The organism is Candidatus Thiosymbion oneisti (assembly GCF_900092655.1).
In the GTDB taxonomy this organism is placed as follows: domain Bacteria; phylum Pseudomonadota; class Gammaproteobacteria; order Chromatiales; family Chromatiaceae; genus Thiosymbion; species Thiosymbion oneisti.
On record NZ_FLUY01001438.1, the window covers coordinates 1 to 14,573 of the forward strand.

The following is a 14,573-nucleotide window of genomic DNA, read 5'->3' on the forward strand; positions in this document are numbered from 1 at the left end:
CCGGGCCCTTCGGTTCCACCCGCGCCGCGGCGACGGCGCTTTCCCCTGGCCGCATCACCTTTGTTGGGGACGGATGCGTGGTCCAATCCAAAGCGGCGGCAGGATCGTGCCACTTGACCAACCCCCGGCTTATGCTTAGGGCTGGAGGTTCCGGTAAGCGTCGGGGTGAGGTGGCCGCCGCACTCCAAAACGTCCGCTGGAACCCTGCTATGATCGTTAGCAGTCTGGAATCCATAAAGAGCCACCAATAATTGCGGGCAAAGTGAGAGGAGATGTGACATGCATATAGAAAACACTACTCAAGTTCTTGATGAGGCTGGCGTTGTCGAGTTCGACAATCTTGAGCCCGTCAGGATCGAGGAGCCTAGAGGATTTGAGGAATTCGGAGAATTTGCGGGTGACAATGCGCAGGGGGATCTGCGCGAATTCCAGTCGCTCGACGAATTAGGCGAAGCAGCGAGGGCTGCGGGTCAAAGGTTCAAGGCCTGTTTCGCCACGAGCTAAGCCCGACAGAAAATTACAAGGTGCTCGTACAATACAAATGGGATCATGAGATGAGTAGAATCAACAGAAGACAATTCATTCAATTAGTATCCGTTGCATCGGCGGCATACCTGACCGGCTGTGCATCAACACCAAGAAAAAAGATTTCTATAAGTGATTGTGAGCTGGATAGTCGACCTTCACTTCGAATAGATATGCACTGTCACATCATAAATGTGAGAGATGTTAATGGTCCTGCTTTCGTCAATCGGCGTTTCCTTAATACTGATGAAACGTTCTGGCCTCTAGCTCTGGGGACCGGAATTCTCGGTTGGTTTGGAAAATCGCTTACAGCTATTCATGCCTTTCAGATTAACGAGGAGTACAACTTATTCCATAAAAAGTATCCAGAACTACAAGGCGATGCGACTGAATTCTGTAAATATGCGAAAGAAAAACAGGGGGGACCATTCGTTCATGATTATGCTAATCGGATAACGGGATTTGCGTCTAATCGTATACGAAACGCGAGTCTCCTAATGCAACTATTTCCCACGATTGACATATTTACACCGTCCATGGTTGACCTATATGAGTGGTTTGAGGCTAGACCATCTGAAAGTTCTAAACCAACCTCACCTTTCAAACAAGCCAAGTTGATGAGAGACCTAAATCTTGCGACGAATGGCCGATTTCTCCCTTTGGTTGCATTTAATCCCGAGCGTCAATTTGTGGAAAGAGATATGGAAAATAGGGGGGAATATCTTAGGCCCCTTAGTCTAGTCGAGAAATGCCTCAAAGACTGGGGATTCATTGGAGTAAAAGTACATCCGTCATCAGGTTTTGACCCTTGGGATAATATAAGTCACGGTTGTCCGAATACTCCACTACGGGGACAAAAAGATTTAGCTCCAGAGAAGGCCGAATATTATGATGAATCCATGAAAAGGCTTTATGAAATATGCATCAAGTATGATGCGCCTATTTTGACTCACTCGGGCCAGGTATTGGATGCGAACAAAGAGTGCATGCATCGAAGCAAGGAGATTGATCGGACACATGCCCCTCGGCATTGGGCTAAGGTGGCTAAAAGTAATAAGGACCTTCGTATTTGTCTTGCTCATCTTGCCGGAGGGTTTGATGTGGACAACGAACGCAACATGTTTCTTGAAGCTGAAGAGTTTGACGACGTGGAGAATGGATACAAGATACTTGAAGAAACAGCATGGCTCAAGGACGCAATTAGATTAATGCAAGAGCACCCAAATTTATATATGGACATATCGCATACTGACGAAATAGCTTCTGTCAAAGGTTATACCTCTCACAATATCGAATTTTTTCGTGATTTTATTGTTCGAAACAAAAATATCCTATTCGATAAGCTTATGTACGGTTCTGACTGGCATATGCCTCTAATAGCTGCAATTGGTTCCAATTACTTAAAACGGATTGAATCCGCTTTGCCCAAAGAAATAGAGTTTCGAGATAATATTATGGGACTAAACGCTCAGAGCTTTTTTAAGCTGATACCGGGAACGAAATGTTGGCAAAGATTGGAGAAATTTTACAGGGAAAATAAGTTGGAACCCCAAAAAGATATTCCTTGGATGGAAAAGGTGAAGGCGACCTTGAACCCCGACAACGTTATACTCAGGAAGAGCAGGACCTCATTCTAAAAGATTATCAAGAACGATCGAGGTTGAAAGCTCCATAAGGCAAAAGTCGTCCGGGACACGGGAGAGGAGCTTATTCTCGAAAACAGAATAGAAATTTCCAGACATTCCTATATGGAAATCATTGAAGCCTTGTCAGAAATCAGCCCATCCACGCACAATTTCAAACTCTTGTGCGTGTTTTTTGAACAACTCGCGTACAAAACGAATCCATACTGTCAGTATCCAATCGTAGATTTTTAGCAGCAGAAGCGGAAAAGAAATCCCATTTCCGTCATCCCCACGAAAACTCGGCGTGGTCCCTCGCATCTTTTGATGCCACAACCACACGCCGAGTTACGAGGTTCGGTGTTGGTGTTCACGGATACGCTATAGACGACCTACTCCTGGAACCCTGGGAGAAATCGGTCAAACACCGATAAGGCCATGAGCCTTCGTCACCTCGATTCCCTCTTTCGTCCCAGGTCGATTGCCTTTATCGGGGCCTCGCAGGAGCCGGGGCGCATCGGCACCATGGTCATTCAGAACCTCCTGCACGGCGGCTTCAACGGACCCATCATGCCGGTTACCCGAAGATTCAAGTCCGTGGGGGGCGTACTGGCCTATCCGAACCTTGCCGAGTTGCCAATGACGCCGGAGCTGGCAATCATCGGCACCCCACCGGAACCCGTGCCCTCCCTCGTGAGCGCACTCGGCAAACGGGGCACCCGGGCGGCGATCGTCTTGACGGTCGGCATGTCCGGTCGGCGTGACGAACAGGGAGGAACGACCCTAGAGGCCATGCTGGAGGCCGCACGGCCCTATGACCTGCGGATTCTGGGGCCCAACTCCTCCGGTCTGGTGATTCCGGAAATCGGTTTGAATGCCAGCTTTTTCCATCGCTCCGCGCTGCCCGGCAAGATCGCCTTCGTCTCCCAGTCGGGGGGGATGTGTACCGGTATCCTCGACTGGGCAAGTGCCAAGGGCATCGGCTTCTCACACTTCATCGCCCTGGGCGAATGTGCCGATGTGGGATTCGCCGAGGTGATCGATTTTCTGAGCATGGAGCCATCCACCAGGGCGATCCTGGTGTTCATGAAAACGCTCGTCCATTCCCGTGGATTCATGTCGGCGGCGCGGGCGGCCGCTCGCAATAAGCCGGTACTCATCGTCAAGGCCACGGGCCATCCGGAGGCCACCTCCATCGGCTCAGCACCAGCCCGGACCAGGGTCCGATCGGATGCGGTTTACGCCGCGGCCTTTCGGCGCGCCGGGATGCTCCAGGTACAGGATACGGAGGAGCTGTTCGCGGCGGTGGAAACCCTGGCCCGCTCGGGTCCGCTCAGGAGCGACGATCTGACGATTATGACTAACAGTGATGGTACTGGAATCAGGGCCGTCGATTCCCTGAACCAAGGTGGTGGCAGCCTCACGCGCCTCACCGACGCGACCCTGGAGCAGCTCGACGCCCTGTTGCCGATGGTCCGGCCCCACGGCAACCCGGTCAACATCAGGGCCGACGCCACGGGCGAGCGCTATGCCGATGTCCTGCGGATCCTGGTCGCGGCCCAGGAGGTCGACACGATTCTGGTCCTGCACACCCCGACTGCCGTAACGTCCGGCATGGCGGCGGCCGAGGCGGTGGTCCGGGTCGTATCGGAAACCGGGGGCAACGTCCTGACCTGCTGGATCGGTGGGGAAACCGCGTTGCCGGCGCGCAACCTGTTCGCACAGGCCAATATCCCGAGCTATGGATTACCAGGCATCGCGGTACGGGCGTTCCTACATCGGGTACGCTACCGTCAAAACCAGGAGCTGCTGATCCAAACGCCGCCTTCCGTACCCCGAACATTCGTACCCGCCACGGATGTGGCGCAGGATGCCGTGCGCAAGACCTTGGCCGCAGGCAAAACAGTCATGACCGATCCCGAGGCCAAGGCGGTTCTGGCGGCATACGGCCTATCGACGGTCCCTACCCGGATCGCCGGAGCGCCGGCACAGGCCGCACAACTGGCCGCATCACTCGGCTTTCCGGTCGCCGTCAAGCTCCTCTCTCCCGATATTGCCAACCGCTCGGACGTCGGTGGTGTGGTCCTCGACCTAGACACGCCCCAGGCAGTGGTGGAAGCGGAGCAGCGTATCCGATCGAGGCTGCGGCGGCTGTTCCCAAAGGCCCAGGTCGATGGCTTCTCGATACAGAAGATGGTGCAACGCCCCGGGGGCCAGGAGTTGATGGCAGGTGTCGTTTCAGACCCTGTCTTCGGTCCCGTCATCCTGTTCGGCCAAGGCGGCTCCGCGGCGGATGTCATCGGCGACCTGGCGGTGGCATTGCCGCCGCTGAACATGCACCTGGCGCGGGAGCTCATGTCGCGCACCCGGATCTATAACGTCCTGCGGGGCTATCACGGCCACAAGGCAGCAAACATCGACGCCATCTGCCTGACCCTCGTCAAGCTTTCGCACCTGATCATCGATATCCCACCCATCGCCGACCTCTTGATCAATCCGCTCTTCGCGGACGACCAAGAGGTGCTGGCCGTCGAGACCAGCATCCGCCTGTGGGCGGAATCCCCACCGTTCCACCATCGGCTGGCAATTCGCCCCTATCCTCAAGTGCTCGAGGAAGACTTCGCCCTCAGGACCGGGCCCCTGGTGCAGCTACGGCCTATCCGCCCGGAAGACGAGCCGGAGCACGCGGTCTTTTTCGCCAAGCTCCGCCCCGAAGACATCCAGCTCCGCTTCTTCGGATCTTTCAACAAGTTTCAGCACCCGGTGCTGGCCCGTTTCACCCAGATCGACTACGACCGGGAGATGGCCTTCATAGCCACCGCCCCCGACGCCGGCGGCAAGCCGGAGACCCTAGGTGAGGTCCGGACCATAGCGGACCCCGATAATCTGGTCGCCGAGTACTCCATCATCGTGCGCTCGGATCTAAAGGGAACGGGATTGGGGCGCAAGCTCATGAGCAAGATGATCGACTACTGCCGTTCGCGCGGGATCCGGAAGCTCACAGGCCATGTGCTGTGCAATAACCCGACCATGCTCGCGATGATCGGCGCCATGGGCTTCCACCGCAAGATCTCACCCGACGATCCAGAAGTCTTCGAGACCTGGCTGGATTTGTAGAAGGAGTAAAGTTTTCTGCCGACCACACCACGGAAATGGGGTCCGCTTTTAAATCCGCAGATTACACAGATTTTCACAGATTATTTCGTTTCTCATCTGTGGAAATCTGTGTAATCTGTGGATTCAAAAAGAGCGTTGTAAGATGGGGAAAACGAAACCCCTACCCGCTGCAGACAGGTCTGCCACACCCATGGTTCCCGCTCTTAAGTCCGGGGTTATACCCCAGGGCAACCGAATGATAAATCGAAAAAACCCAGCGGGTTGCCAGTCTTTTGAACCACAGAGACGCGGAGAACGCAGAGGCAATGAAAGGCCGGCTATCGCTTGGGCTCAGCCGGCCCGAAAACGCGCCAGCGTTTTTGGGGTCGGCTGTAGCCCCTTGTTGGGCTTTTATCGCATGATTTCACCGGTAGCTGCATTCAAGTAGATCTTGTTACTACTGCGCATCCCACCACAGTAAGTAAAGTAGATGGGCTTGCTTCTGTGATTGGACGATTTCATCCAGCCACCCATTTCACGAAAATCGTTAGCAGAACATTTACCAGAAGCGATTAGTTGATCAGCAACTATAGCAAATGCGTCTTTATAGATCCTGAAATCATCTGAACCTTTAACCAGAGCGTAATTTGCTGAAGCGGTTGCCGCGGGATCTGGCGGGCGTGTTGAGCTTAAATACTTAGCAGACACCCATTCGGCAAATTTGCCATTGTTGATGCCATTGCTAGATACGCATTTCTTATTGCTACTATCTACATAGTGACTAAGCCCATTGACGCACGAGGCATCATAATATTTTGTAATTCGAGCCCAGCCGGCTTTTTCTTCGAGAATGGTTGCCTTTTCACGGAATTTAAGAACCCCGACGATTCCGCACGTTGATGCTGGGCAAGTTCTCCTATTGAGATTATCGACAGTTACCCAGCCGTCTCGTGCAGCATAAGCAGGCATGGTCAGTGCCACCAATGCCGCAACCAGAATCAGTCTTTTCATTGCTTCCTCCATATTTGTGAAGCCCAACAGCTACCTGTCATTCACTACCCGTTCGGAAAGCCTCCTGCCGGTGCCGGCTTACTGCCCTTTGGCGTGCGGCGGCAACCGGATACCCCGGTCCTTGGGAAGAGATCGCCGGTGATGGGCCACTAGCACCGGCCTCCCGACGGGCACGAATCCGACGCCGCTTTGGATGGGAACCGGCCGCAAACCAAAGCGCCGTCGCCGCGCTGCGGGTGGAACGCCGCACCGCCGATTCCCGGCAAACACCGTGGCAGTAATGCGCACCGCTTGGTTCCAATCAGAGGCAGCGCTCTGCCGGCGCACTCCAAAGAGTCGGACAGGTTGCCCAACCGACTCGACTCGCTTACCGACAACAGCTTGTTGAGCAGAGATTATCATTCGGTTGCCCTGGGTTATACCCCTATGCCTACAAGGCCGATTCGAGGGCGGCGAGGAAGGTATCATTCTCCTCCGGACGCCCCACCGTCATCCGCAGGCAGCCCTCGAGTAATAGCTGGGTGCCATCGAGATTCTTGACCAGTACGCCGCTACGCTTGAGGGACTCGAAGAGCTCATCGGCCCGACCGGCAGGCACTCGTAACAGGATAAAGTTGGTCTCGCTGGGGTATGGATGGACACCATCCAGACCGGACAGCGCGGTGAACAAACGGGAGCGTTCCGCGCGGATCCGCTGGGTCTGCCCGTCGAGAACCTCCCTATGGCGCAAGGCGAAGGCAGCACTCGCCTGAGTCAACACGTCGATGTTGTAGGGCAGTCGGAGCTTGTCGATCTGGGCGAGCCAGTCGCTGGGCCCAGCCAGGTAGCCGAGCCGCAGCCCGGCCAGGCCCATCTTGGAGAGGGTACGCATCACCAACAGGTTGGGCCAATCCCCCAGGCGCGGCAGGAAGCTGTGGTCGGTGAAGGGGGCATAGGCCTCATCGAGGACGACCAGGCCCGGCGCCGCCTCGATGATGTGCACGACGGCATCGGCATCGAACAGGTTCCCGGTCGGGTTGTTGGGATAGGCAATGAAGACGATGGCCGGCTGCTCCCTTGCCATGGCCGCCAGCAACGCCGGCAGATCGAGCGAGAAATCCTCGGCCCACAGCGGAACGCCGACATACTCCATACCGGCAAACAGGGCGATCATCCGGTACATGACAAAGCCCGGGTCCAGGGACAGCATCCTGCATCCGGGCCGCGCTACCGTCAGCGCCAGCATCTGGATCAACTCGTCCGAGCCATTGCCCAGCAGCAACCCCATTGCATCCGGGATACCCATAGACGCCCGCAGTGTCGCCCGCAGCTCGTCTCCGCGGGGATCCGGATAACGGTTCAGATGGACCGCCTGCAGCGCTTCCAGCCACTCCCGACGCAACCCCTCGGGCCAGGTATAGGGGTTCTCCATCGCATCCAGCTTGATGAGACCAGTGGCATCCGGGACCTGGTAGGCACCGAGGGCCTGAATCTCCGGGCGGATCAGATGTTCGATCAGCTTGGACATCAATGCCATTAAGTTAAGCGTTACCGGTCGACAAACAAGAGGGGAAACTACAAATCTTCGTCGTTTTCTCTTCCGCATCCTGATCGACCACGACAAGCGGTCAGCAGCAACTTAACGGCATTGACCTTGATCCTCGATCATGTTTCCGAAAACGCCGTAACTTTATGCCAACCCTTGAGTTCACCTCTGTATTCGTAACCTCGACTCTGCCAGAAATCTTCCGGCATTTTAGGTGGAAAAAAGAAAAAGTCAGGTCTATATTCGGCCAGGATATAAGGAATATCCGTTTTCAGATGCCCGGGAAGATACTTTTTAAAATCCAACCTAGAAAGTGGTGGAATATCCATTCCGGCAATTGTCTTTTCATTGTATCCTAAAAGATCCACCATTCGAAAATCCGTAAAATAGGCTGGAACACCAGCCAAACCAGTCGCCACAATAGACGCCGGTTGTAACAAAGTTTGTAATTCCATAGATTTGCGAATAACCCAGTCATGACTGATACTATAAGCAGGGCGTTTGATAACGGTAAATTTCCTAAACTCTTCTCCAAAGTTCCAGGGAGACAGAAAAAAACCATTAAAAAACAAAGAAAAGATAAGTGAGACAAAAATTATCACAGCGCGATCCCGAGCTAGCGATGGTTTTTTTCTTTGATCTAAATAGTCCAATCCCTGGTTCAACAATGCGTTGAACAATACGAATAACATGGGCATAGCAACGGTGACAAATCGATTCGCGCCGACATTGGTATACTCCCAGACATCACCGCCGACATAGATCGAGTAACCGAAACAGGTTCCGATAATCAAGAGCGGTAACCCGAGCTTTGGTCGGATCCGCACGAGCGGTAGGGTGCCGGCTATGATGAGAAGAAGGGGTATTGATATCGGAAGAAAAAAATTCTTAACGAAAACGTCCAGGCCTCTTAGAATACGAATCTCAAAAGGAACTCCCGTCAGCTTCAGGTAGTAGGTATTCGGAAGTAGCTCATGGAAATATACCCACCGGAAGATTGAATATGACACAATCGTCATACCGAAAATCGCAAAGCCGATCAACCAGGAACGCCTATTTACATGGATAAAGCCGGGTTGGTAGGCAATGAAACCGAGAATGACCAAAACCAACAGCATCATATCCATCCGTACCAGATAAGCAACCGCAAACAGCGAAAGTAGCGTAACGGGACTGGATTTCTTTTCGATTACACTGAAAGCAAGATAGATGGATGAAGTAACCAGGAGCACCTGTAATCCGGACTCCATCCCTTGTAAGGCCCAAAAGTTTAGGGGATAGTAAGAAGCGGTAAGCACAGCGGCCGGAAACCAGTATCTTTTCGCCCCGAAGCCGAAGTGAGTGACCATCAACTTACGTATCATCAATATGTTGAGGGCCAACAATATCATTGAAAAAACCTGAATGAACAGGCTTTTGTAGTTGAGCCCGACAGGTAATGCATTGACGGGGATCATCAGGAATGTCCACAGGGGTGTGGTAAAGCCCTCCACGGGTTCTCCGAACCTGGCCCAATTGAGACCGTATCCATTGACCAGGTTCTTTGCGTACGCCATCGATATCATGGCGTCATCGAAAAGACAAAAATAGCGGATATCGTCGATCGTAAATGATGTTCTATAGATAAACCAAATGGACCAAGGAAAAAAGAATAAGAAAATCAGAATCGGACGATCGCTGTCGATAGCTGCCTTGAGCCAGCTGGATTTCATATCGATCAGTCCACGAACAGTGAGCTGACCGACTCCTCGTTCGAGATTCGGCGCATGGTTTCGGCAAGCAGTTCGCCGATACTCAGCTGGCGGATCTTGGAGCATGCGGCCGCATCCGGGCGCAACGGGATGGTGTTGGTAACCACCAGCTCATCCAGCAAAGACGCGGCGATATTCGAAACCGCCGACCCGGAAAGCACCGCGTGGGTGCAATAGGCAACCACCTGGACGGCCCCATGCTCCTTGAGCGCTGCGGCCGCCTGACACAAGGTCTCTGCGGTATCCACCAAGTCGTCGATCAGCACACAGGTGCGGCCTTTCACGTCACCGATGATGTTCATGACCTTTGCTTCATTGGCCCGTGGCCGGCGTTTATCGATGATCGCCAGATCGGCATCGTCGAGCTGCTTCGCCAGCGCGCGGGCACGCACAACACCGCCGACGTCGGGTGACACCACGAGCAGGTCAGGATACTTCCGGCGCCAGATATCGCCCAAGAGGATGGGCGACGAATACACATTGTCCACCGGTATATCGAAGAAGCCTTGGATCTGGTCGGCGTGCAGATCCATGGTGAGGACGCGATCCGTACCGGCATGGTCGAGCATTTTGGCGACGAGCCGGGCCGTGATAGGCACCCGAGCCGAACGGGGGCGCCTATCCTGACGCGCATAGCCGAGATAGGGGATAACGGCCGTGATCCGCCTCGCCGATGCCCAACGCAGGGCATCGATCATCACCAACAGCTCCATCAGGTTGTCGTTGGTGGGTGCACCCGTGGGCTGAACCACGAAAACATCGCGACCGCGGACGTTCTCCCGGATCTCTATCATCACCTCGCCGTCGCTGAATTGACCCACGACGGCCTTTCCCAACGGGACGTTCAGGTGAGTTGCGATTTCCGCGGACAACCGCGCATTGGCGTTCCCGGAAAACACCATCATCTGGTTGGCGGATGCAACTGATCTATCCATCGACACAAGGGCCATCAACACAAAGGTCGTGAAGACCACAGGAGATCAAGGTTCAAGGACATTCCCGGCCTCGTACCGCACTACCTTCTGGATTTTCAAAATCGGATGACCGTTGGCCGCAACCCCCACGCACGGGCCGATTCGAAACGCGAGACAGGGGCAAGGGCAACCGAGTAGCTACCGCACTGCGAAAGACATGAAAAATAGCGCATCAATCCAACGCCGCCGCCGGGTAGTGGTAAAACCCTAACTGGTAGCGCAATGCCATTTACACAGCCTCTGGTAGTGGTAACTCTTTAAATGGTAGAGGATAGGTCCTGTTGACATTTCGTAGGATGGGCAAAGCCAGCGCCCGGCCAGCCGGGCTCGCGGCTGCGGTCATTCCACGGCGGTTTCCAAGCCGCGACGGCTTGGGAGGATGCACCCGGCGCGGCGTGCCCATCACCATAGTGGACTGTCTTCGCTTTATCTCGTCCTCGTTTTCTCGCCGAATGGTTGCTCGCCGGAATTGAAGTAGAGCCCGGCATTGGGATCGCTCCAGCCAGGCGGTGCAAAGACCACGGTCTCGCCCTTAGACAGGTCAATTGTGCCGATTCCGCTGGATTGCACGCTGAAGGCCACCGCTGCACCCGTACGAGTGACGATTTGGCCCGTCAGCTTACAGGGAGAATAGAGGTCATTGACCAGAAACCGCTCCGGGGCCATTCGAATGTCGTTCAGCCATGCGACTAGCGCCTCTTCAGTTGGACGAAACCCGGCGCACGCAGCTTCGCCCGCATCGGTGTAGGCCTCCACTACGATCCAAGCGGCGTTGCCTGCGTTCGGTCCGGCGCTCGAAATGGCGATACCCTCCTCGGACGGGAGTGCGTCGACGGGCGCGCCCAGATATGGGGTAACTAAGGCGAGATGCGCGGGCACCGTCCCAGCACGCTTGTCGTTATGGGACAAATCCCCGTCGGCGAGGTCAGGTCCGCTGCTCACCGCTACATACGCGATACCAATAGCGAGACCAAGGCTGAGGACGATAACCGTGAGTTTCCTTTGTTATCCAGCATTAAAGGGTCGCGGCAGGGACCTTGGACCTCAGGCGGCAGGCATCTCGGTGGCGACATAGGGGTCTCTTATCTAACCGACATATGGCTGGGGCGCCAGGATTCGAACCTGGGTATGCAGGGATCAAAACCCTGTGCCTTACCGCTTGGCGACGCCCCAAGGGGTTAAACCCGGCTCACTTCCGAGAGCGGCGAACGATTCATTCCGCGGGCGACGAAGGCGGAGAAGCGCGGCGGGGCCATCGAGCAGGCGGCACGCGCCTGCGCCGCCGTCGCAAATGTGCAGAACACACAGGCACCGGTTCCGGTGAGCCGCGGCCGACCGACGGTAGCAAGCCAGTCCAAGGCCGCTGAAACCTCAGGATAGCGTCGTCGCACGACCGCCAAACAGTCGTTCCGATCATCGCCGGCAATGAAGTTTTTTATTGTGATTGGAGCCGAATTCCTTGTCAATTCTTCGTCTGAGAAGACCGCAGCGGTGGCCACCTCACACTGCGGTACCAGCACTAGATACCAAGGCTCCGGCAGATCGATGGGGGTCAGCACCTCGCCGATCCCCTCCCCCCAGGCCGCATGCCCGTAAACGAAAATCGGGACATCCGCGCCCAGCATCAAGCCGAGTTCGGTCAGTTCGGATTCGGAAAGGCCCAGATCCCAGATTCGGTTCAATGCCACCAGGGTCGTCGCCGCATCCGAGCTGCCGCCACCCAACCCACCCCCCGCAGGCAGCTGCTTCTCCACTCGGATATCGACCCCAAGACCGCTGCCAGCCCGATCCCGAAGCAAGCGGGCCGCACGCACCACTAGATCGGATTCCTCCAGGATCCCGGCCAGGTTCGATGTGCGCCTGATCCGACCGTCGTCGCGCGGCTCGAAGAACAGTCGGTCTTGCCGGTCGATGAACTGGAACACGGTCTGCAGGCGATGATAACCGTCGGGACGCCGCCCCAGGACCCGCAGCATGAGATTGAGCTTGGCCGGGGCGGGCCAGGGATGCCTGAGCGGAGGGGCGGTCATCAAAGCCTGTCTGGCTTGCGTGTTTGTGGTCTTAAGTGGTTCGAAATGACTTTCGCGACACCCTCGGGGGAGAGGGGGCATAACAGCGGCCGCTCGAAGCCTTAATAGAACAGCCGTAAATTAGACAGGCTCTCTTAAGGTTGAGAGTCCGAACGCGTAAAGTTGTAGCGGCCGATCAAACGCAGGAGATATTCATGGTCCGGCTCCCGTTCCCGGGCCGCCTCCCAGATACTCCGTGCCTCGTCGTGCCGACCCAGGGTCCAGAGCACTTCGCCCAGGTGCGCAGCGATCTCGCCGTCAGGCATCAGGGCCAGGGCTTTGCGCAGATACTCCAGGGCCTGTTCCGGATTACCCAACCGGAATTGGACCCAACCCATACTGTCGAGTATGGCAGGATCGTCCGGCTTCAGGGCCAAGGCGCGTTCGATATAGGACAGGGCCTCGGTAAACCGCTCGGTCCGATCCGCTAGGCTGTAGCCGAGGGCATTGAGGGTCTCGGCGCTGTCCGGATCCTCGGCGAGGATGGCCTTGAAATCGCTTTCCATGATATCCAGCCGATCCAGCGAGGAGGCATGCAAGCCACGCGTGTAGAGGAGATCATGATCGCCGGGGAAGGCCTCCAATGCCTTGTCGTAAACTGCCATTGCCGCGTCCGGTCGGTCCAGCTCAATCAGGATCGTACCCTCCACCAGGTAAATCATCGGCGCATCTTCGGGCCATTGGTCGCGCAGCTGCTGCAGGAGCTCGCGCGCGCGCTCCACCTCCCCCTGCTTGGCGCGCACCAGCGCAACCCGCACCCCGGCATCAACAGCATGCTCGCCCGCCACCTTGCGGTACCAGGACACGGCGGCCTCCGGATTATCCGCCAGCTCTTCCACCTGCCCAAGGTAATAGGCGGAGTCGCCCCGACGCTCACCGGTAGCGTGCAGCTGAATGAGGTAATCGCGGGCGGCTTCCAGATCTTCCAGCTGCAGTGAAAGGATGCCCAGCGCAAACAGGACATCCGGCGCCTTCGGCGCATTGCGCAACATCTGCTCGAATAGGCTACGGGCATGGGAAAACTCCCGCTCGTCGATGAGCAGCTGCGCATAGAACAGGCGTAGCCTCTGGTCGTCGGGGCTCTCGTTGACGAAGGCCTCCAGGACCTGGCGCGCCTGCTTGCGATCACCACGCTTCAGGAGCAATTGGACCAGGAAGATACGCGGCAGATTCCAACCCGGACGCAGATCCGAAGCCCGCTGCGCCGCGTCCACCGCTTCCTCGTGCCGGTCGGCGCCGGCAGCCACGATGGCCCGCGCAAACCAGGCCTCGGCGCTCTCCGGTTCCTCGGAAGTCAGGGTCTCCATGAGCTTCAAACGCCGCTCCGGAAGCTCCAGCTTGGAGACCAGGTGGGCCGCTCGACCATAGCCATCCCCACCCTCCGCCGCCGCCAGTGCGATGATACGCCGCAAGTGTTCCATCGCGGCGGGCACGTCGTCGGCCTTGAGCCGCGCGTAGGCCGCCAGCTGGTGGGCACCGATCGCCTGGGGAGCCAGGTCGAGCCACAGGTCCGCGGTCTGCTGCATAGCCGTGGCATCGTTGAGGGTGAGGGCCGCGTTGGCCGCCAGCTCTGCCAATCGGGGAAGCCGGGCCAAACGCGCGCCGTGCAGGAAATGGGTGAAGGCCATTTCCTGCTCACCGCGCTGTGCGGCGATTTGCCCGACGAGAACGGCGTAGATGAGCTCCACCCTCAGCTCGGAGGGGCGCACGGTCTTCGGAAGTTGCACCACGGCCTCCGGCACCCGATTCGGCTTGGCCCCAACGCCGGCGAAGCGTTGAGCATCAGCAATAGGGGACAGCCCGGCGCCGTCGGCAACCGACGATAGGAGCAGGAGGAAGAAATAGAAGCTGAATCGGTTTTGCATATGAGGTCATATAAACCGAACGCGCGTTAACGAATTGAGTACAGTATAACCGTTAAATTCCCAGTTAAAAGTCCAATGATGGAGACGCTTCGAGGACGCCTTCAAGGGCACTTTGAAAAACACGATTTTCGTCTA

At 56.2% G+C, this 14,573-nt stretch carries 11 protein-coding genes and 1 tRNA gene; 4 read left to right on the plus strand and 8 right to left on the minus strand.

The features are described 5' to 3' along the window. The 4 genes from BQ17_RS22815 to BQ17_RS14815 form a co-directional block, all read left to right on the plus strand. Positions 1–251 (plus strand): hypothetical protein (locus BQ17_RS22815; protein WP_218068291.1); only part of this gene is annotated, 251 nt, incomplete at its 5' end. Between the two features lie 28 nt (positions 252–279). Further along, on the plus strand, positions 280–504 hold the full coding sequence (locus tag BQ17_RS14805; RefSeq protein WP_089728340.1) for a hypothetical protein: 225 nt from the start codon (positions 280–282) through the stop codon (positions 502–504). A gap of 50 nt (positions 505–554) precedes the next feature. Beyond that, the gene (locus BQ17_RS14810; RefSeq protein ID WP_089728342.1) at positions 555–2,162 is read left to right on the plus strand and encodes an amidohydrolase family protein; all 1,608 of its coding nucleotides are present in this window, start codon (positions 555–557) and stop codon (positions 2,160–2,162) included. A 423-nt stretch (positions 2,163–2,585) separates the two neighbouring features. Further along, positions 2,586–5,264, plus strand: coding sequence for a bifunctional acetate--CoA ligase family protein/GNAT family N-acetyltransferase (locus tag BQ17_RS14815; protein WP_089728343.1), 2,679 nt, complete (start codon positions 2,586–2,588; stop codon positions 5,262–5,264). Between the two features lie 390 nt (positions 5,265–5,654). On the opposite strand, the gene BQ17_RS14820 is transcribed toward BQ17_RS14815, so the two are convergent. The 8 genes from BQ17_RS14820 to BQ17_RS14855 form a co-directional block, all read right to left on the minus strand. Next, on the minus strand, positions 5,655–6,254 hold the full coding sequence (locus BQ17_RS14820) for an SH3 domain-containing protein (protein ID WP_089728384.1): 600 nt from the start codon (positions 6,252–6,254) through the stop codon (positions 5,655–5,657). A 430-nt stretch (positions 6,255–6,684) separates the two neighbouring features. Next, positions 6,685–7,761 (minus strand): histidinol-phosphate transaminase, encoded by a 1,077-nt coding sequence (gene hisC / locus BQ17_RS14825; protein ID WP_089728385.1) that lies wholly within the window; start codon positions 7,759–7,761, stop codon positions 6,685–6,687. Positions 7,762–7,898: 137 nt separating this feature from the next. After that, entirely contained in the window at positions 7,899–9,596 is a 1,698-nt protein-coding gene (locus tag BQ17_RS14830) for a hypothetical protein (RefSeq protein ID WP_176722450.1), read from the minus strand. Then, the gene (locus BQ17_RS14835) at positions 9,497–10,435 is read right to left on the minus strand and encodes a ribose-phosphate diphosphokinase (protein ID WP_176722452.1); all 939 of its coding nucleotides are present in this window, start codon (positions 10,433–10,435) and stop codon (positions 9,497–9,499) included. Before BQ17_RS14835 ends, BQ17_RS14830 begins: the two co-directional genes overlap by 100 nt. 495 nt (positions 10,436–10,930) lie before the next feature. Beyond that, entirely contained in the window at positions 10,931–11,413 is a 483-nt protein-coding gene (locus BQ17_RS14840; protein ID WP_141699305.1) for a hypothetical protein, read from the minus strand. 189 nt (positions 11,414–11,602) lie between these two features. After that, a tRNA-Gln gene (locus BQ17_RS14845) sits at positions 11,603–11,677 on the minus strand. Between the two features lie 5 nt (positions 11,678–11,682). Continuing rightward, on the minus strand, positions 11,683–12,534 hold the full coding sequence (ispE, locus tag BQ17_RS14850; RefSeq protein ID WP_089728349.1) for a 4-(cytidine 5'-diphospho)-2-C-methyl-D-erythritol kinase: 852 nt from the start codon (positions 12,532–12,534) through the stop codon (positions 11,683–11,685). Positions 12,535–12,668: 134 nt separating this feature from the next. Next, positions 12,669–14,438, minus strand: a complete 1,770-nt coding sequence (locus BQ17_RS14855; protein ID WP_089728351.1) for a tetratricopeptide repeat protein — start codon at positions 14,436–14,438, stop codon at positions 12,669–12,671. Positions 14,439–14,573: the final 135 nt, after the last annotated feature.

Coding starts and splice junctions, on each gene's coding strand:
- BQ17_RS14805 (WP_089728340.1), top strand. CDS start 280: ATGCATATAGAAAACACTACTCAAGTTCTTGATGAGGCTGGCGTTGTC.
- BQ17_RS14810 (WP_089728342.1), top strand. CDS start 555: ATGAGTAGAATCAACAGAAGACAATTCATTCAATTAGTATCCGTTGCA.
- BQ17_RS14815 (WP_089728343.1), top strand. CDS start 2,586: ATGAGCCTTCGTCACCTCGATTCCCTCTTTCGTCCCAGGTCGATTGCC.
- BQ17_RS14820 (WP_089728384.1), bottom strand. CDS start 6,254: ATGAAAAGACTGATTCTGGTTGCGGCATTGGTGGCACTGACCATGCCT.
- hisC (WP_089728385.1), bottom strand. CDS start 7,761: ATGTCCAAGCTGATCGAACATCTGATCCGCCCGGAGATTCAGGCCCTC.
- BQ17_RS14830 (WP_176722450.1), bottom strand. CDS start 9,596: ATGCTCCAAGATCCGCCAGCTGAGTATCGGCGAACTGCTTGCCGAAAC.
- BQ17_RS14835 (WP_176722452.1), bottom strand. CDS start 10,435: ATGATGGTGTTTTCCGGGAACGCCAATGCGCGGTTGTCCGCGGAAATC.
- ispE (WP_089728349.1), bottom strand. CDS start 12,534: ATGACCGCCCCTCCGCTCAGGCATCCCTGGCCCGCCCCGGCCAAGCTC.
- BQ17_RS14855 (WP_089728351.1), bottom strand. CDS start 14,438: ATGCAAAACCGATTCAGCTTCTATTTCTTCCTCCTGCTCCTATCGTCG.